The organism is Synechococcus sp. CCAP 1479/10, assembly GCF_019038515.1.
In the GTDB taxonomy this organism is placed as follows: domain Bacteria; phylum Cyanobacteriota; class Cyanobacteriia; order PCC-6307; family Cyanobiaceae; genus Cyanobium.
On record NZ_JAFKRJ010000008.1, the window covers coordinates 231,752 to 248,795 of the forward strand.

The following is a 17,044-nucleotide window of genomic DNA, read 5'->3' on the forward strand; positions in this document are numbered from 1 at the left end:
CCGTGAATCAGGAGGCTTTCCAGCGACTATCGCTGCTTTTCCCCGCCTGCACCATCCTGGCGACCGAACTGACCATCATCGAGAGGGCGTCGCTGGAGGCGCCACGGCCCTGGATCTCGGAGGTCATCACCCGCTCGGCGGCCGTCAGGGGACGGTTCTGGAGCGACGAGGGGATCGAATCCAAGGACGGCACGGATGCACTGCCTTGATCCTGGCAAACGATCGGGACCTTGTCCCGGCCGCAGCTCCATCGTTAAGAGCTTGCAACCTTCCGCTGACCTGCCGGTGTCAGATGGCAGTCGCGCTCATCGATCCAGCCATCAAAGGGGATGTCCCAGGGATCCCGGGGCAGGTCCGGGCTGACGCAGGCGGCGGGCAGCACCGCCAGGGCGGGCACCGCCGCCCAGCGGGGATCGGCCCGCAGCCGGTCGTACCAGCCGCCCCCGGAGCCCAGCCGCAGGCCCCCGGGGTCCATGGCCAGGGCGGGCACCAGCAGCAGGGCCATGGCGGCGGGGTCCAGGTCCTCTCGCGGCTTCGGGTCGGCCGCCCCCACGGTCGGCGCCGGAATGCCGCAGGCATCGGCGGCCAGGGGATCGTCCGGCGCCCAGGGCCGGTACACCAGCTCCGGGCCGGCCACCGCCGGCAGGGCCAGCCGGCCGGCCCAGGCCGGGGCGAGGGGGCGCAGGTCGGGTTCGCTGCCGAGGGGCCAGTAGAGGCCGAGGCGGCCAGGCCGCCGCGCCAGCAGGACCTCCAGGTGCCGCCGGGCCGTTGCCAGGATTCCCGGGGCAGCGGCCGCCAGGCACTGGCGCCGCCGCCGCCGGAACAGGCGCCGCAGCTCCTCCTTGGAGGTCCCTTCGCCGGCCCGCGGACTCACCGCTGAAACCAGCCGGTCAGCGCCACCGCCAGGGCGTCGGCGGCGTCGTCGGGGCGGGGGGGGTGCTCCAGATCCAGCTCCCGCATCACCGCCGCCAGCACCTCGTCCTTCTCGGCGTGGCCGGAGCCGGCGAGCGCCAGCTTGATCTGCATCGGCGGGAACTCCACCACAGGAATGGCGAAGCGGGCCAGGGTCATCATCACCACCCCCCGGGCCTGCACCACCGCGATCGTGGTGCTGGAGCGGTAGAAAAAGAACTTCTCCACCGCCGCCAGCTGGGGCCGCCAGCGGCGCACGATCACCCGCAGATCGCGGGCGATCTCCACCATCCGATCCCCGTCGCTGCGGCCGGGTTCGGTGCGGATCATGCCGCAGTCGAGCAGGCGCTGGTGGCCGCCGCCCGCGGCGGAGCGGCCTTCCACATCGATCACCCCGTAGCCGACGCGCGCCAGCCCGGGATCGATGCCCAGAATCCTCACCCCGCCAGGGCCAGCTGGAAGGCGGAGGGGTCGCCGGCGGGGCGATCGAACACCTTGCAGAACGTCTTCACCACCCGCTCGCCGGAGTCGATCTGTTCGAGGGGGTCCTTGCGCAGCCGGTGGCGCAGGCAGCAGGCCACCACGCGGGCCACGTCGTCGTCGCTCACCTCGAGATGGCCCTCGAAGGCCGCCAGGGCCCGGGCGGCCCGGTTGGTGACGATGTCGCCCCGCAGGCCGTCCACGTCCAGATCGCCGCAGACCGCCGAAATGCGGATGCGCAGGTCGTCGTCGATGGACACCTGGGGCAGCCGCTCCTGGGCCTCCACCACCCGGGCCTGCAGGGCTTCCTGGGTGCTCTGCAGCCTGTCACTGAAGCTGTCGGGGTCGGCATCGAAGCTGGTGCGCTGATCCACCACCTGCACCCGCAGCTCCGGATCCCGCACGGTGCGCACCTCCACGCTCATGCCGAAGCGATCCAGCAGCTGGGGCCGCAGCTCACCCTCCTCCGGGTTGCCGGAGCCGATCAGCACGAAACGGGCCGGGTGCCGCACCGAGACGCCCTCCCGTTCCACCGTGTTCCAGCCCGAGGCGGCCGAATCCAGCAGCACGTCCACCAGGTGGTCGTCGAGCAGGTTCACCTCGTCGACGTAGAGCAGGCCGCGGTTGGCCTTGGCCAGCAGCCCCGGCTCGAAGGCGCGCACGCCCTCGCTGAGGGCCTTCTCGATGTCGATCGTGCCGCAGAGGCGGTCTTCGGTGGCCCCCAGGGGCAGGTCGACCATCGGCACCTGGCGGGGCTCCACGGGCAGCTGTTCGCCCCGCTCGGCCCGCTGGCGCACCTCGCTGCTCTGCAGGTCGGGGTCGCTCGGGGAGCTGTTGTAGGGGTCCCCCGCCACCACGTCGATCGCCGGCAGCAGGTCGGCGAGGGCGCGGATGGTGGTGGATTTGCCCGTGCCCCGGTCGCCCATGATCATCACCCCGCCGATGCGGGGATCGATCACGTTGAGCAGCAGCGCCAGCTTCATCTCCTCCTGACCCACGATGGCGGTGAAGGGGAAGACCCTGCGCTTCCTGGTTGGCGTCACGGACGGCTTGCGGGCGGAGCCCCGGATTGTTTCACAGCCGCCCCTGGGGTCGCCCCCGGGCCTGCCCCCGGGGCCGCTGGCGTCACCACCGGAATCAGCGACAGCACCTGGGGCGGGGTGGCGTCGGCCGGGTAGATCAGCCGGACCCGCAGCTGCCGTTCCTGGCCGGGGCGCAGGCTGACCGTGCCCAGGGGCGGGCCCTCCTGGCCGGCCCGCAGCACCAGGTGGAAGCGGCGCCGACCCCCCGGGCCGCCGGCGTCGTTGTCGAGGCCGCTGACCTCCACGGTGCCCCGGAACATCACCGCCCGCGCCGGGGTGGTGTTGAAGCGCAGGCCGCCCAGGGGCTGGTCGGTCTTGATCGGCGATTCCAAGGCCACCGCGAGCTGCACCGGCTTGGGGGTGTCGTTGCGCAGCGGCAGGCTGAGGTCGTAGGTGACGCCGTAGTTGCCATGGGCCGCCCAGGCGGTGCCGGGGTAGAAGGCGCGCAGGGGGGCGGTCTGCACCTGGCCGGTGCCCAGGGTGCCCCGCTCCAGCGAGGCGATCGGCCAGGAGATCGGGGCCCGGCTCACCGAGAGGGTCGGGCGGCCCGGATCGGTGATCCGCCCCACCCAGGCGCTGCCGTCCTGGACCCCGCTGACGCGGGAATAGATCATCGGTCCCTTGGCCCCCCGGGGGCTGGGACTGTGCTCCTTCGGGCTGAGTCCGCCCTGCAGCAGGCGCTGCCAGACGGCCGGATCCGGCGGGCGATCCACGGGCCCGAAGGCGGCCAGGGTGGCCACATCCACCGGACCGTCACTGTTGAGGCGCAGCTGCAGGTTGAGGCCGTTGAGCAGCGGGTCGAGGCCGCGCACCGGCAGGGGCAGCACCATCAGGGTGCTCAGCTGCCCCGGTGGCAGGGTCCAGCCCTCCGGCACCAGGGGGCTGCGCTGGCGGGCGAGCAGCTCGGTGGCCACCCGGCTGCCGGGGCCGGCCCAGATCGGGGTGGTGCCCTGCTCCATGAGCGCCGGCAGGGGCAGGAAGGGGGCCGAGGGCTGGTCGGGGTTCACCGACTGGGACAGGGCGGTGGAGCCCGCCACGGTCCGCAGCTTCACCGGGACCTTGCCCCGCGGGGCCGCCACCACCGCCACCCAGAGGGTGGAGTCGAGGCTTTCGGGGGTGCCGGCGTAGATGTGATGGCTGAACAGCTCGAAGGGGCCGCTGACGGCCGCGTTCAGGTGCGCCGCCGGCACGCCCAGGGGCCGGCCGTCGTAACCCCGCTGGCCATCGAAGGTGGACAGCAGGATGCCGGGCCCCTTGATCACCTCGGGGTTGTTGTCGTTCACCATCGGCACGGCATCCAGCCGGCCGGGCAGGGGCGCCACCGTGCCCGGGCGCAGCAGCGGCGGCGTCGGGGCTGTCTGCGGCGCTGGGGAGGGTTGCGGCTGGGCGAGCAGGGGACCGCCCAGGGCGGCCAGCCCCAGAGCGGGGAGCACCAGGGCGCGGATGGGGGCGTTCATCAGCGTTTGACGAGGGTTTTGGTGACGGCCCCGGCCATCGCCCGGATCAGCTCGGCGGAGCGGGGATCGTTGAAGGGACCCTTCACCATCAGGGCCAGGACAGCCCGCTGGCCGTTGGGCAGCTGGATCAGGGCGGCGTCGGAGTAGGCGATGCCGATGTCGCCGGTCTTGTTGTAGACGGTGATGCCCGCCGGCAGCAGCTCGCTGTCGGGATCGGAGGAGTCCTTGCCCATCCCCATCAGCAGGCCGAGGGGGATCAGGGTGTTGGTGCGGGAGGTGGCCATGATCTCCCTGAACAGGTCACGGGCCCGGGGGGTGAGCTTGTCGCCGGTGTCCACCAGGGCGATGGAGCGGGCCAGATCGCGGGAGCTGGTGGTGTTGGTGCCGTCGAGGTCCGGCAGCCAGTTGTTCACCACCGTGGCCGTCAGGCCGAGGCTGCGGAAGCGGGTGTTGAGGGTGGTCTTGCCGCCGAGACGGCGGATCAGCAGGTTGGTGGCGGTGTTGTCGCTCACCCGGATCATCTCCGTGGCGGCCTCGAAGAAGGGGAAGCGGGTGCCCAGGGGCTTGTTGGCCATCCAGCCGGCGCCGCCCCCCACCACCTCCTTGGTGAGCGGCATGGGCTCGTTCCAGCGCAGCTTGCCGCCATCGAGATCCTCCAGGCTGGCCAGCAGGATCGGCACCTTGATGGAACTGGCCGCCGACAGGGGCAGGTCCGGCTGCAGCTGGGCGAAGCGGCCGTCATCGAGCACCAGCAGGAAGGCGCTGGCGGTCAGCCCCTTCTGGGCCGCCGCCAGCCGGGCCCACTGCTGGCTGAGGCCGACCAGTTCCTGGCGCGGTTCGAACCGCCCCAGGGCCATGGGGCCGGTGCCGGGTTTCTTCACGACCGGTGCGGACGGCGCAGGGGTGCCGATCGCCCCCTGGACCAGGCGCGGCGCCATCAGCTTGAGGGCGGTGCCCACGATCACCCCCAGACCCACGCCCAGCACGATCAGCCGCAGCACCAGCCCCACCGGGCGAAGCCAGGGGTTGCTGCTGCGGGGACGGGATGGACGGCCAGCGCTCACGGATGCAGGACGTTGGGGCGATGTCCGACGCTAGTGGTCCTGGGAGGAAGGGAAAGGGCGACGGCTCGCCCAGCGCAACTGGCACACCATGCCCCGCAGCAGGGCCACCTCCGGGCCACTGACCTGGCCGCGCTGCAGCAGGGCCCGCAGCTTGGCCATCCGGGCGGCGGCGGTGTGGGGCAGCAGGAAGCCCACCTCCAGCAGCAGCTCCCGGGCGTCGTCGAGCATGGCTTCGAGCACCCCCCGGGGGCAGGGGCCCTCCCCGACGGGAGCCTGCGGGGCCGGGGCCTGCGCCGGCGTCGGGCCGCGCCGCCCGAGGCGGTGCAGGTCGTGCAGCACGACTGCCACGGCATGGGAGAGGTTGAGGGAGCCGTGGGGGGTGGGGGTGGGAATCTGCAGCAGCCGGCCCGCCTGCAGCAGCTCGTCGTTGCTCAGCCCCCGGTCCTCCCGTCCGAACACCAGCGCCGACGGCAGGGCCGGCTTGCCGGCCAGCAGCCAGGCCAGGGCCTCATCGGGTTCCTCCAGGGGCAGGGGCTCCCCCTCCGGACGGCCAGTGGCGGCCACCACCCGTCCGCAGTCGGCCAGGGCGGCGGCCAGGGTGGGGAAGATGGTCGCCCGCTCCAGCAGGGGCAGCCCCTTGACGGCCATCAGACGGGCCTCCTCACCGAGGGGATCGCAGCGGGGGGCGACCAGGCGCAGATCCTCGATGCCGTAGTTGCGGCAGAGCCGGGCCACGCTGCCCACGTTGAGGGGGCCGGCCGGTTCCACCAGGACCAGCGTGGGGCTCAAGGCAGGGAGTGCAGGAAGGCCAGCAGATCGGCCATGGCCTGGGGTTCGGGCTGGAAGCTGGGCATGGGCGGGGTCCGGCCGCTGACCACCTGCTGGATCAGCTGGCGGTCGTTCTTGCGCCGCTCGACGCCGTGCAGATCCGGGCCCACCAGCCCCTGGGCGGCCAGCCCGTGGCAGCCGGCGCAGTTGAGCCGGAACAGGCGGCCCCCATCGGTGGCCGAGCCGGTGAGCTCGAGGGTCTGGCGGGTGTAGGGATCGCTGCGGGCCGCCGGCAGCACCACCACCACCAGCAGCAGGATGCAGGCCACCGCCGCCAGCGTCGCCAGGGCCGCCACCAGGCTGCGGCGCCGGGCGAGGGGCTGTTCGCCTCCCATGGGAGTGGAGGGCGTCACGGCGGCCGGGGTGCTGGGGGACGGACTGATCACAGTGCTGCGGTGGGTCTCGCGGTGCCGGCGGTGGTCGTGGAAGAATTGTGCATCGCCGGAACCGACCGCCCCTCCATGATCGAACCCCTCCTCTGCGGCATCGTGCTTGGACTGATCCCCGTGACGCTCGTGGGTCTGTTCGTGGCGGCCTGGAACCAGTACCGCCGGGGCAGTGCCCTCGGGGGCTGAGCGTTCGTTTCGACACACCCTAGCCAGTCCGGCCGCCCGGTTCTCCCCCTCGGCGTCTGAACCTCAGCCCTTCCGTTGGGATGGCGATGGCGTCGCCGTCGTCGTCCCTTCGTCGCAGAGGCTCTGCAGAAAGGCATCCGCCTTGCTGCGGTTGTGCCTCCTGAACAGTCCCGTGCGCTGGTGGCCGAAGCCCCCCCGGCGTTGGTCGAACCTTGCCAGCCAGCTCTGCAGCAGCGTCATCGACCAGTCCCGGCGCCGGGAGAAGGCGGCGAAGCCGACCACCAGCACGAGGGCGGAGAGGACGGCACGGATGCTGCCCTGGATGATCTGCCAGAGACCCGAGGGCTGAATCCCCCGAAGCTGGTCACCGGCGCGGATCTCCGTCCGCTCCAGCGTTTCGAGCATGGTCTTGCGCAGCGCCGGCAGGGGCTGGGCGAGGTCGGCGGGGCTCAGGGCAGGGACCCCGAGGCCCTGCAGGCGACGTTGCAGGTCCGCGGTGCTGGCGGATTTGTTGATGGCGTCCCGCACGGCCGAGATCCTGCCGGTGACCTGGCGGAGCTGGCTGCTCTGCTGGCCGTTGGCGTTGCTGACGCCGCGCCACACCGCATAGCCCTGCAGGGGGATCAGCAGCAGAAAGCCCAGCACGGCGGCCAGGGCCAGGGCGGCGAGGTTGTCGCGGCGGCGGATCAGATGGGGATTGGCGGGGTCGAGATAGGCGGCCAGGTGGAGCAGGGCCAGGCCGAGCAGGGCGATGAAGCCGTTGTTGATCAGGGCATTGGTGAACCGCAGCTGCCAGGCCGGATCCAGGAGCCGCGGCGGCAGGATGGCGGCCAGCACCACCAGCGCGTAAAGGATCAGCAGGCAGACGGCGAGAAGCCCGAACTGGGAGGCCATCTGTCGGGAATCGTCGGAGCGCGGATCGACACGCGTCGGGGAAGCAGCCATGGCGGTTCCGGGAGGAAGGGGCGGAAGTGGGTAGGCAGGTGAAGAAAGAAAAAAGGCCCTGCCGGGAGGCGGGGCCGGGGAACGTTCTCAGCAGCGGGCGTCAGGCCTTGACGCGCGCCCCGTTGATGCGACGGCGCAGCTTGCGGCTGAAACCGAAGGCCACACCGGCGCCGAGGACGGGCAGGGGACCGGGGACCGGGGACGTTGGGCCTGGGCCCGGGGAAGATTGCTTGAAACTGTTCTGGAAAGAGTCAATGGCACCCTCGCCATCGTACTGATTTCGCACCGTAATCACCGTTGGCCCTCCATTCACTGAAGCCAGATCACTCGATCCATTCGTGCTGGTAAGTGCTATCGGAGAATTACCGCCTGTAAACGTATAGGTCGCTGTCAAGTCGCTTGGAGGATTGGCGAAACTGTCGGCGTTGGAGTCAATGTCTACTGCGCTGAAGATCCGGCTCGGATCAGTTATCGTTGCAACATAAGTGAAGTCAAAGGGGTTGGAAACGAAGTTGCCCCAATCAACATTGAAGAGATGATCTCCTGGAAGGGGTTCGACGGAACTGACCAATGAAGAGGAAAGATCACCAAGGATGGAAGTGGAGCTAAAGGTGAATGCTTTGTCGCCGCACGTGAGGGCCTGGCCGCCAACCCACGCTGCCCAGGAGATTTGAACTCCGCAGCCTGTTGCGGCTTCGGCCGACCCTGCGGACAACGCTGCTCCGGCGCCGCCCATCAAGGCGGCACCCATTAGGGCCCGCGCCAGGAGTCGCTTCGGGCTGAAGGTGGTGGGGGTGGATGGTCGGGAAGGGGTTGATGGAAGGGTTGGCATGACGGTGAATGCCGGAAGGGGCCCTACCTGAATACCATCTAAAACCGGGGTGAAAGATGTTATTCGGGGTGACGACTTGACATCTGCAGCAGATATACAGCAGATGGACTGACCGCACATGAAGAATTTTCAGCTGGAGATAAAGCCCGTCAGCAGATCTGCAAAAAGGGAAACTTCAGGTTGGCCAGGTATCAGCAGGCAGCGCGGGTGCCACTTCCAGCAGCACCACCGTGCTCCCCCCATAACGCCGCTGATCACGACAGCGCCATCCCGGCGGCACCTCCGGCACCCCATCGCTGGCGCATTCCCACACCAGGATCCCCCCGGGGGCCAGCCAGCCGCCCCTGAGCACGGCCGCCGCGAGGGGTACGTAGAGGCCGGCCGCATAGGGGGGATCGGCGTAGATCAGATCAAAAGGGCTGGGGTCGGTGCGGGCCAGCCAGCGCAGCACCTCATCGCCGTCCACCCGGCAGCGGGTGGGGGCCTCCGGCGCGGCTGATCGGCCCTGGCGCACCAGTTCCAGATTGGCCCGGGCCACCGCGGCGATGCGGCGATCCCGCTCCACGGCCACCACCTCGGCGGCGCCGCGCTGCAGGGCCTCGCAGGCCATCACGCCGCTGCCGCAGCAGAGATCCAGCCAGCGGCTGCCGGGCACCCGGGCCGCCAGCAGGTTCATGACCGCCAGCCGGACCCGGGCGGCGGTGGGCCGGGCGGTGCTGCCGGGGGGGCTCAGCAGCCGGCGCCCCCCGCTCAGCCGCAGCGTCACAGGGAGGCGACCCAGTCCAGCCAGCGGCGCAGCATCGCTTCGCCCACGGGCCCGGACTTCTCCGGGTGGAACTGGCAGGCGGCGATGGTCCCCTGCCACACCGCCGCGGTCACCGGGGTGCCGGCGTAGTCGACGAGGGCCGTGCTGGCCGTGGCCTCGGCAGGCTCGGCGGCGAAGGAGTGCACGAAGTAAACCCAGGCCTCGGGGGTGGCGGCCGGCAGCAGGGGGCTGGCGGTGGCCGGGATCAGGGGGGCCCAGCCCATGTGGGGCAGGGGGTGGCCCGCCACCCGCGGCAGGGAGCGCACGCGGCCGGCCAGCACGCCAAGCCCATCGGTTCGGCCTTCCTCGCTGGCCTCGAACAGCAGCTGCAGGCCCAGGCAGATCCCCAGCAGCGGGCGGCCGCTGGCGCAGGAGCGGCGCAGGGCCTGCTCCAGCCCGGCCGAGCGCAGCCGCTCCATGGCCGGATCGAAGGCGCCGACGCCCGGGAGCACCAGGGCCTCGCAGGGCTCGAGGTCGGCCGGGCCGTGCACGCTCACCAGCTCGGCACCGAGCCGCGCAAAGGTGCGCTGCACCGAATGGAGGTTGCCCATGCCGTAGTCGATCAGGCCGATGCGGCTCATGGCTGGCTGACGCTCGGGACCCGCTCGGCCGGATGCTCCAGGGCCGGTGAGGCGGGCAGGTCGAGGCCGTTGAGGTGGTCGATAAACTGATAGAGCCTGCCGACGCGGCGTTTGTCGAAGCGCAGCCGCAGGCAGGGCCGCAGCAGGCCGTTGTCGTCGACGCCCTCGCCGGTCTGGATGGCGCCGTCCTCCAGCAGGTCGGCGAAGCGGCGGTTCAGCTCCGGCAGCAGGCTGCGGGGCACCTCGGCGTTGAGCAGCAGCTCGATGCGGTCCTGCCCCAGCTGGGCGCTGTGGAACACCCGGTAGAACCGGCAGATGTGGGCCACGGCGTCCTCGGCGCTGGAGGCTTCCACCATCAGATCCACATCCTCCGGAGAGATGAGTCCCCGGGTGGCCAGCTCCTGGTGCACGTTGCGCTTCCAGACCTTCCAGAAGTCGTCGCCGTCCGGCGAGAGCAGCACCAGGGGAATCGGCGATGTGCGTCCCGTCTGGATGAGGGTGAGGCACTCGAACAGTTCATCGAGGGTGCCGAATCCCCCGGGCATCACCACCAGCGCATCGCTCTCCATCAGGAAGAACAGCTTGCGGGTGAAGAAGTAGCGGAAGTAGAGGAGACGCCCCTCGCAGGCGCTCACGTAGGGGTTGGGATGCTGCTCGAAGGGCAGATCCACGTTGAGGCCGATGCTGTGGTCGCATCCCGCGCCGCTGTTGGCGCCCTCCATGACGCCGGCGCCGGCTCCGGTCATCACCTCGAAACCGGCTTCCACAGCCTGGCGGGCGACGTCCTCGGCCAGCAGGTAGCAGGGATCCTCGCGGCGGGTGCGCGCCGAGCCGAAGACGCTGATCTTGCGGGCGCTGCGCCTGGGGCGGAAGACCTCCAGGGCCTCGCTGATGTCGGCCAGACAGCCGGCGATCAGGCGCCACTCCTCCTCCTCCTTCTCCTGACGCGCCACCTGGAGCAGCGACACCACGGCGCGCTCGATCTGACGGCGCTGGGGGTGGCCGTGGAGAGCTTCGGCGAGGGCCTGCAGGGGGCTGATGCCCGCCGCCGGCGGGGGATTCGGGGGGAGGGGCGGCGTCAGCGGAGCGGTGTCAGAGGTATTTGGAGATGGTGCCCGACAGGGTGTTCTTGGGAACGGCACCCACCACGGTGTCGACCTTCTGGCCACCCTTGAACAGCATCAGGGTGGGAATGCTGCGGATGCCGTACTGGCTGGCGACGTTGGGGTTTTCGTCGGTGTTGAGCTTGTAGACGCGGATCTTGCCCTCGTATTCCTTGGCGATCTCATCGACGATCGGGGCCACCATGCGGCAGGGGCCGCACCAGGGTGCCCAGAAATCAACCAGCACGGGCACATCACTCTTGAGCACGTCTTGCTCGAAGGAGGCGTCGGTGACGGCAGCGGCGCTGGACATTCCTTGCAGACTCGGGATGTAGTGAATCTAGCAACCGGGTTCGGCCGCTCTTCCCGGGAATGGGGCCAGCGTTGCAGGCCGTAGCGGAACCCGGAGGCAGTGCCGCCGGGATCGGCGGCAGAAGACAAAAAGCCCGGACACGCCGGGCCGGGGGGTGTGAGGAGTGTGCGAGCCGGAGCCCCCACATCCAGAGGTTAGCCCCCATCTCGCCTTGAGGCCGTGGCGTCCAGACCTGGGACGACCTACTTGCCCATGCCCAGTTGCTGGGCCTTCTGGTACACCTTGCCCTCGGTCAGAAGGGAGGGCGCCACCACCACCTCCACCTCACGCATTTCCTTGAGGGTGCGGGCCCCCAGGGTGCCCATGGAGGTGCGGATGCAGCCCAGCAGGTTCTGGGTGCCGTCGTCGAGGCCGGCCGGACCGCGCAGGATCTTCTCCAGGCTGCCGGTGGTGCCCACCTTGATGCGCGTGCCCCGGGGCAGCACCGGGCTGGGGGTGGCCATGCCCCAGTGGAAGCCCCGGCCGGGGGCCTCGGCGGCCCGGGCGATCGGGGAGCCGATCATCACCGCATCGGCCCCGCAGGCCAGGCACTTGCAGATGTCACCGCCGGTGACGATGCCGCCATCGGCCACCACCGGCACGTAGCGGCCGCTTTCGCGCTCGTAGTCGTCCCGGGCGGCGGCGCAGTCGGCCACGGCCGTGGCCTGGGGAATGCCGACGCCCAGCACACCCCGTGACGTGCAGGCGGCGCCGGGGCCGATGCCCACCATCACCCCGGCGGCCCCGGCCCGCATCAGCTGCAGGGTGACGTCGTAGGTGACGCAGTTGCCGATCACCACCGGCACGCCGAGGTCGCGGCAGAGGGCGGCCAGGTCGAGGGTCTGGCGGCCTTCCGGGCCGATGTGCTCGGTGGAGACCACCGTCGCCTGCACGAAGAACAGGTCGGCCCCCGATTCCGCCACCGCCGCCCCGAAGCGCAGGGCGGCCACCGGGGTGGCGCTCACCGCCGCGATGCCGCCGCCCGCCTTGATCTCGGCGATCCGCTGCCGCACCAGGTCCTCACGGACTGGCTGGCTGTAGAGCTCCTGCATCAGGCCCACGAACTCCTCGCGGCCCACCGAGGCGATTTTCTCGAGCACCGGCTCGGGGTCGTCGTAGCGGCACTGGACGCCTTCGAGGTTGAGCACCCCGAGCGCCCCCAGGCGGGTGAGCTCGATGCACATGCCCACATCCACCACCCCGTCCATGGCGCTGGCGATGATCGGGATCTCCCGCTGGATCCCCCCCAGGCTCCAGCTGCTGTCGGTCACCTCGGGATCGACGGTGCGACCGCCCGGGACCAGAGCGATTTCATCGATGCCGTAGGCGCGGCGTACGGTCCGGGAGCGACCGAGCTGAATGTTCACCGTTGGACGGACACAGTGGGCACAAACTATCAACCGGTCCGCGACGGCCCCCGGCCCGTGCCCGTGCCCTGGATCACTCCCGGCCGCGGAAGTCGTTCCAGCGGCGGCTCCAGTCGGCGAAGACCTGGTCCCGGTCGCTCTTGCGCACCAGCCGGGTGGCGGTGAACCGGAGCGCGGCGATCAGGCCCACCAGCTCCAGCAGGCCGCCCACCAGGGGCAGGCTGTCGAGGGTGCCGATCAGGGACGCGTAGACCCGCAGCAGCAGCACCACCCCGATCAGGATCGCCAGCCCCTTGAGGGGGCCGCGGAAGCGCTGCCACTGGGCCTGCAGTTCGCCGCTGCCCAGCCAGTCCTTGATCTTCTGCAGCAGCAGATCGAATTCGCCGCCGCCCTCGCCGGCCGGCTCCGCCGAGCCCTCCAGGGGGGGCACCTCCAGGGTGGCGGTGATGCCGGGTTCCGGCTCGCTCACCGGGGTGGGCACCGGCGCCGGGATCTCGCTGTCGGCTTCGGCCAGGGGCTCGAACCCGGCACTCATCGGCTCCGGCTCTGGCTCCGGTTCCGGCTCGGGGGCCACGTGCTCCGGTTCATGGGCCACGGGTTCCGCCGCCCACGGCTGCGGCGACGGTCCGTTCTCCTGGGCCTCGGGGCTGGAGGGGGCCTCGGGGCTGGAGGGGGGCTCGGGGCTGAAGGGGGTCTCGGCCATGGCAGGCGCCGGCAGCTCACGGCGGAGCTTACGGCCGTTTTCCCCCACCGCCCCGGAGGTGTGCAGGGAGTTCAGCTGTCGAGGGGAATCAGCCCACCACGGCCGGAGAGGGGCCGGACCGGCAGGCGCAGCGGAAAGCGGTCCTCCTCGAGCCAGGTGATCAGCTCGGCGCCGATCGACTCGGCCAGCCGTGGGCTGTGGGCCGGAGCGGCGGTGACGCGGCGTCCCTCCACCTGGATCCGGCCGGACCTGAGCCGGGCATAGCTGACCGAACCGAGGCGGGGCCGCAGGCGGCGCGGAATGGAGACATCCAGCACCGGCGCCTCCAGGTCCTCGTCGCCGCAGGCGGCCTGGCGGGCGACCGCTTCGTTGATCAGGGGGATCGGAGCCGCCAGGCCCACCAGCAGGGCGGCGCCGTGGCCCTCGAAGAAGCAGGGCCGCAGCCATTCGGGCCGCAGGCCGTGCAGATCCACGCTCACCGCCGCCACCGCCCCGGGGCTGAGGGCGTGGCCGCCGGCGGAGCGCGGCACGCCGGGCTGGTGGCCGCTGCCGCTGCCCACCACCCAGCCGATGGCCCCCGCCACCAGCACCGGTGAGCCCGGCCCCAGCAGCGCCAGCCCCGGCATGGTGAGGCCGATGCTGCCGGCACCGCCGCAGCTGTGCAGGGCATTGCCGAACGGTCCCAGCACGGGGCCCCAGGGGCTGCGCAGCACCCCTTCGGCGCTGCTCACCGCCACCAGGCCGTTCTCGGTGATGCCCCGGTGCAGCAGCAGCCGGCCGGAGCCGATCCGCTCCAGATCCAGCTGGGCCTGCAGGTCCCGGCGGGGATGCAGGGCGGTGATGTCCCCGGTGGCGGCGAGGGTCAGGCTCCCGCCCCGCAGCAGCCGGTCGAGCAGGTGGGCGCCCCCCTGCCGCTGGGCTTCCCCGAGCCCACCACCGATGGGCAGCACCAGGTCGCCGCCACCGCCGCCGCTCTGGGCGCCGAGGGATTCCAGCTGGGCGTCCCGGAAGCGGATCGGCGGATCGCTGGGGCCGATATTGAGGTGCAGGCTGCCCTGATCGGTGAATTCAGCATTGGCGGCCACCACCACGTCGGTGGCCGCGTAGGCCTCCGCCAGCCCCGCCTCGGCCACCAGCCGGCGGAAGTCGGCGGCGGCCCGCACCCGCAGCACACCCTTGCGCTGGCGCTGGCGCAAGGCCGATTCACTCCGGGCCGGCAGGGTCATCGATAGAGTGGGCTGTGCCCCATACGGTCTTGCATGGCGGATCCAACCGGACCCGGTGAATCCGACGGACGGATCATCCAGACCGACCTGCGCAATGAGATGTCGCGCTCCTACCTGGAGTATGCGATGAGCGTGATCGTGGGCCGGGCCCTGCCCGATGCCCGCGACGGCCTCAAGCCGGTGCACCGGCGCATCCTGTACGCGATGTACGAGCTCGGCCTCACGAGCGACAGGCCCTACCGGAAATGTGCCCGTGTGGTGGGGGAGGTGCTCGGTAAGTACCACCCCCACGGCGACACGGCCGTCTACGACGCCCTGGTGCGCATGGCCCAGGACTTCTCGATGCGGATGCCCCTGATCGACGGGCACGGCAACTTCGGCTCGGTCGACAACGATCCGCCGGCCGCGATGCGGTACACGGAATCGCGCCTGCAGGCCCTGACCACCGACAGCCTGCTGGAGGACATCGAAGCCGAGACCGTCGACTACATCGACAACTTCGACGGCTCCCAGCAGGAACCCACCGTGATGCCGGCCAGGGTGCCGCATCTGCTGCTCAACGGCTCCTCCGGCATCGCCGTGGGGATGGCGACCAACATCCCCCCCCACAACCTCACCGAGCTGATCGACGGGCTGCTGGCCCTGATCGACGATCCGGAGATCGAGGACCGGGCCCTGATGGCGATCATCCCCGGACCCGATTTCCCCACCGGCGGCCAGATCCTCGGCCGCCGCGGCATCCGCGAGACCTACACCACCGGCCGCGGTTCGATCACCATGCGCGGCGTGGCCTCGATCGAAACGGTGGAAGCCAAGGGCCGCCCCGACCGGGATGCGGTGATCATCACCGAACTCCCCTACCAGACCAACAAGGCCTCCCTGATCGAGCGCATCGCCGAGCTGGTCAACGACAAGAAGCTCGAGGGCATCGCCGACATCCGCGACGAAAGCGATCGCGACGGCATGCGCATCGTGATCGAACTGCGCCGCGACGCCTACCCCCAGGTGGTGCTGAACAACCTGTTCAAGCTCACGCCGCTGCAGAACAACTTCAGCGCCTACATGCTGGCCCTGGTGAAGGGCGAACCGGTGCTGCTCACCCTCGGCAGGATGCTGCGGGTGTTCCTGGATTTCCGCATCGAGACGATCGAGCGGCGCACCCGTTACTTCCTGCGCAAGGCGGAGGAACGCGACCACATCCTGCAGGGTCTGCTGCTCGCCCTCGACCAGCTCGACCCGATCATCGCCCTGATCCGGGCCGCCCCCGACACCGCCACCGCCCGGGCCCAGCTGCAGGAGCGCCATGGCCTCAGCGAGATCCAGGCCGACGCCATCCTGCAGATGCAGCTGCGGCGTCTCACGGCGCTGGAGGCCGACAAGATCCGGCTCGAACACGACGACCTCGTCGCCAAGATCGCCGACTACAAGGACATCCTCGGCCGCCGGGAGCGGGTGCTGGGGCTGATCCAGGAGGAGCTCCAGGTCCTCCGCACCCGTTATGACTCCCCCCGCCGCACCGAGATCCTCGACCTTGAGGGTGGGCTGGAGGACATCGACCTGATCGCCAATGAGCGCTCGGTGGTGCTGCTCACCGAGAACGGCTACCTCAAGCGGATGCCGGTGAGCGAGTTCGAGGCCACCAGCCGCGGCACCCGCGGCAAGGCCGGCACCCGCAGCCAGGGCGAGGAGGCGGTGAAGCTGTTCATCAGCTGCAACGACCACGACGCCCTGCTGCTGTTCAGCGACCGGGGGGTGGTGTATTCCATTCCCGCCTACAGGGTGCCGATCTGCAGCCGTTCCGCCAAGGGCACGCCGATCGTGCAGCTGCTGCCGATTCCCCGCGAGGAGGCGATCACCTCCCTGCTGGCGGTGAGCGCCTTCGATGACGACGTCCAGCTGGTGATGCTCACCAGCGGCGGCTACATCAAGCGCACCCGGCTGTCGGCCTTCAGCAACATCCGCTCCAACGGCCTGATTGCCATCTCCCTCGAGGACGGTGACGCCCTGCGCTGGGTGCGGCTGGCCCTGCCCGGCGACAGCGTGCTGATCGGCTCCCTCAAGGGCATGACGATCCACTTCCGCCTCAGCGATGAGGAGCTGCGTCCCCTGGGCCGCACCGCCCGCGGCGTGCGGGCCATGAATCTGCGCCCCGGCGACGAGCTGGTGAGCATGGATGTGCTCACGGCGGAACTGGCCGACCGTGTCGCCAGCACGGCCGAGACCGGCGCCGACGAGGAGGAGGGTGACGAGGTCGCCCCCAGCGAGGGTCCCTGGGTGCTGGTGGCCAGCGCCAGCGGCCTCGGCAAGCGGGTGCCGGTGGATCAGTTCCGGCTGCAGCGCCGCGCCGGCATGGGTCTGCGGGCAATCAAGTTCCGCCGCGACGGCGATGTGCTGGTGGGCCTCAAGGTGCTCGGGGCCGGCGAGGAGCTGCTGCTGGTGAGCGAGCGGGGGGTGATCGTGCGCATGAAGGCCGACGCCATTCCCCAGCAGTCCCGGGCGGCCACCGGGGTGCGGCTGCAGAAGCTGGATGCCGGCGATCGCCTCACCGAGGTGGTGCTGGTCCCGCCGGCCGCCGAGGAGGAGGAACTGGCCGATGGGGCGGTGGTGGACGCCGTTGAGGCCACGCCGGAAGCCCCCTCAGAACCCCCCTCGGCACCACCGGCCGCTGCAGACGAGACCCCGGACACCGACGGTTGACCGGCACAGGCGGAGATCGGCGCTGGCCCGAAGGG

The 17,044-nt window shown here is 70.7% G+C and carries 19 protein-coding genes; 2 read left to right on the forward strand and 17 right to left on the reverse strand.

Going from position 1 to position 17,044, the window contains the following annotated elements; all coding sequences use genetic code 11:
- Positions 1 to 7 precede the first annotated feature (7 nt).
- The 8 genes from KUG39_RS05010 to KUG39_RS05045 all read right to left on the reverse strand — a co-directional run bounded on the left by KUG39_RS05010 (position 8) and on the right by KUG39_RS05045 (position 6,158).
- Complete coding sequence (locus KUG39_RS05010; protein WP_158219504.1) at positions 8 to 184, reverse strand: hypothetical protein; 177 nt, start codon at positions 182 to 184, stop codon at positions 8 to 10.
- A gap of 69 nt (positions 185 to 253) precedes the next feature.
- Positions 254 to 874 (reverse strand): 5-formyltetrahydrofolate cyclo-ligase, encoded by a 621-nt coding sequence (locus KUG39_RS05015; RefSeq protein ID WP_216915858.1) that lies wholly within the window; start codon positions 872 to 874, stop codon positions 254 to 256.
- On the reverse strand, positions 871 to 1,353 hold the full coding sequence (gene ruvC / locus KUG39_RS05020) for a crossover junction endodeoxyribonuclease RuvC (protein WP_094584836.1): 483 nt from the start codon (positions 1,351 to 1,353) through the stop codon (positions 871 to 873). Before ruvC ends, KUG39_RS05015 begins: the two co-directional genes overlap by 4 nt.
- Positions 1,350 to 2,435 carry a magnesium chelatase ATPase subunit I gene (gene bchI, locus KUG39_RS05025; protein WP_094584835.1) on the reverse strand — a complete coding sequence of 362 codons (1,086 nt, stop codon included), beginning with the start codon at positions 2,433 to 2,435 and terminating at the stop codon, positions 1,350 to 1,352. The genes ruvC and bchI overlap by 4 nt, the downstream gene beginning before the upstream one ends.
- Positions 2,432 to 3,931, reverse strand: a complete 1,500-nt coding sequence (locus KUG39_RS05030) for a DUF3370 domain-containing protein (RefSeq protein ID WP_216915856.1) — start codon at positions 3,929 to 3,931, stop codon at positions 2,432 to 2,434. Before KUG39_RS05030 ends, bchI begins: the two co-directional genes overlap by 4 nt.
- The gene (locus KUG39_RS05035; protein ID WP_353617397.1) at positions 3,931 to 4,995 is read right to left on the reverse strand and encodes a serine hydrolase; all 1,065 of its coding nucleotides are present in this window, start codon (positions 4,993 to 4,995) and stop codon (positions 3,931 to 3,933) included. The genes KUG39_RS05030 and KUG39_RS05035 overlap by 1 nt, the downstream gene beginning before the upstream one ends.
- A 30-nt stretch (positions 4,996 to 5,025) precedes the next feature.
- On the reverse strand, positions 5,026 to 5,784 hold the full coding sequence (locus tag KUG39_RS05040; RefSeq protein ID WP_216915854.1) for an RNA methyltransferase: 759 nt from the start codon (positions 5,782 to 5,784) through the stop codon (positions 5,026 to 5,028).
- Complete coding sequence (locus KUG39_RS05045; protein ID WP_190610573.1) at positions 5,781 to 6,158, reverse strand: c-type cytochrome; 378 nt, start codon at positions 6,156 to 6,158, stop codon at positions 5,781 to 5,783. Before KUG39_RS05045 ends, KUG39_RS05040 begins: the two co-directional genes overlap by 4 nt.
- Before the next feature lie 126 nt (positions 6,159 to 6,284).
- Between KUG39_RS05045 and petG the strand changes: the two genes are divergently transcribed.
- Positions 6,285 to 6,398, forward strand: a complete 114-nt coding sequence (gene petG, locus KUG39_RS05050; RefSeq protein WP_015110794.1) for a cytochrome b6-f complex subunit V — start codon at positions 6,285 to 6,287, stop codon at positions 6,396 to 6,398.
- A gap of 63 nt (positions 6,399 to 6,461) precedes the next feature.
- On the opposite strand, the gene KUG39_RS05055 is transcribed toward petG, so the two are convergent.
- From KUG39_RS05055 to KUG39_RS05095, 9 genes are all read right to left on the reverse strand, one after another.
- The gene (locus tag KUG39_RS05055) at positions 6,462 to 7,292 is read right to left on the reverse strand and encodes a hypothetical protein (RefSeq protein WP_216915852.1); all 831 of its coding nucleotides are present in this window, start codon (positions 7,290 to 7,292) and stop codon (positions 6,462 to 6,464) included.
- Positions 7,293 to 7,443: 151 nt separating this feature from the next.
- The gene (locus KUG39_RS05060; RefSeq protein ID WP_216915850.1) at positions 7,444 to 8,094 is read right to left on the reverse strand and encodes a hypothetical protein; all 651 of its coding nucleotides are present in this window, start codon (positions 8,092 to 8,094) and stop codon (positions 7,444 to 7,446) included.
- 256 nt (positions 8,095 to 8,350) lie between these two features.
- On the reverse strand, positions 8,351 to 8,941 hold the full coding sequence (rsmD, locus tag KUG39_RS05065; RefSeq protein WP_216915848.1) for a 16S rRNA (guanine(966)-N(2))-methyltransferase RsmD: 591 nt from the start codon (positions 8,939 to 8,941) through the stop codon (positions 8,351 to 8,353).
- Positions 8,938 to 9,561, reverse strand: a complete 624-nt coding sequence (gene hisH / locus KUG39_RS05070) for an imidazole glycerol phosphate synthase subunit HisH (protein ID WP_094584828.1) — start codon at positions 9,559 to 9,561, stop codon at positions 8,938 to 8,940. The genes rsmD and hisH overlap by 4 nt, the downstream gene beginning before the upstream one ends.
- Positions 9,558 to 10,532: an LOG family protein gene (locus tag KUG39_RS05075; protein WP_233133845.1), complete on the reverse strand. Its 975-nt coding sequence runs from the start codon at positions 10,530 to 10,532 to the stop codon at positions 9,558 to 9,560. Before KUG39_RS05075 ends, hisH begins: the two co-directional genes overlap by 4 nt.
- Before the next feature lie 121 nt (positions 10,533 to 10,653).
- The gene (gene trxA / locus KUG39_RS05080; protein ID WP_015110798.1) at positions 10,654 to 10,977 is read right to left on the reverse strand and encodes a thioredoxin; all 324 of its coding nucleotides are present in this window, start codon (positions 10,975 to 10,977) and stop codon (positions 10,654 to 10,656) included.
- A 242-nt stretch (positions 10,978 to 11,219) separates the two neighbouring features.
- Complete coding sequence (locus tag KUG39_RS05085; RefSeq protein WP_094584827.1) at positions 11,220 to 12,383, reverse strand: GuaB3 family IMP dehydrogenase-related protein; 1,164 nt, start codon at positions 12,381 to 12,383, stop codon at positions 11,220 to 11,222.
- Positions 12,384 to 12,456: 73 nt separating this feature from the next.
- Entirely contained in the window at positions 12,457 to 13,086 is a 630-nt protein-coding gene (locus tag KUG39_RS05090) for a CAAD domain-containing protein (protein ID WP_094584826.1), read from the reverse strand.
- Between the two features lie 71 nt (positions 13,087 to 13,157).
- Positions 13,158 to 14,312 carry a homocysteine biosynthesis protein gene (locus KUG39_RS05095; RefSeq protein ID WP_216915846.1) on the reverse strand — a complete coding sequence of 385 codons (1,155 nt, stop codon included), beginning with the start codon at positions 14,310 to 14,312 and terminating at the stop codon, positions 13,158 to 13,160.
- Between the two features lie 33 nt (positions 14,313 to 14,345).
- On the opposite strand from KUG39_RS05095, the gene gyrA reads away from it, so the two are divergent.
- Positions 14,346 to 17,009: a DNA gyrase subunit A gene (gene gyrA, locus KUG39_RS05100; RefSeq protein WP_216915844.1), complete on the forward strand. Its 2,664-nt coding sequence runs from the start codon at positions 14,346 to 14,348 to the stop codon at positions 17,007 to 17,009.
- Positions 17,010 to 17,044 lie beyond the last annotated feature (35 nt).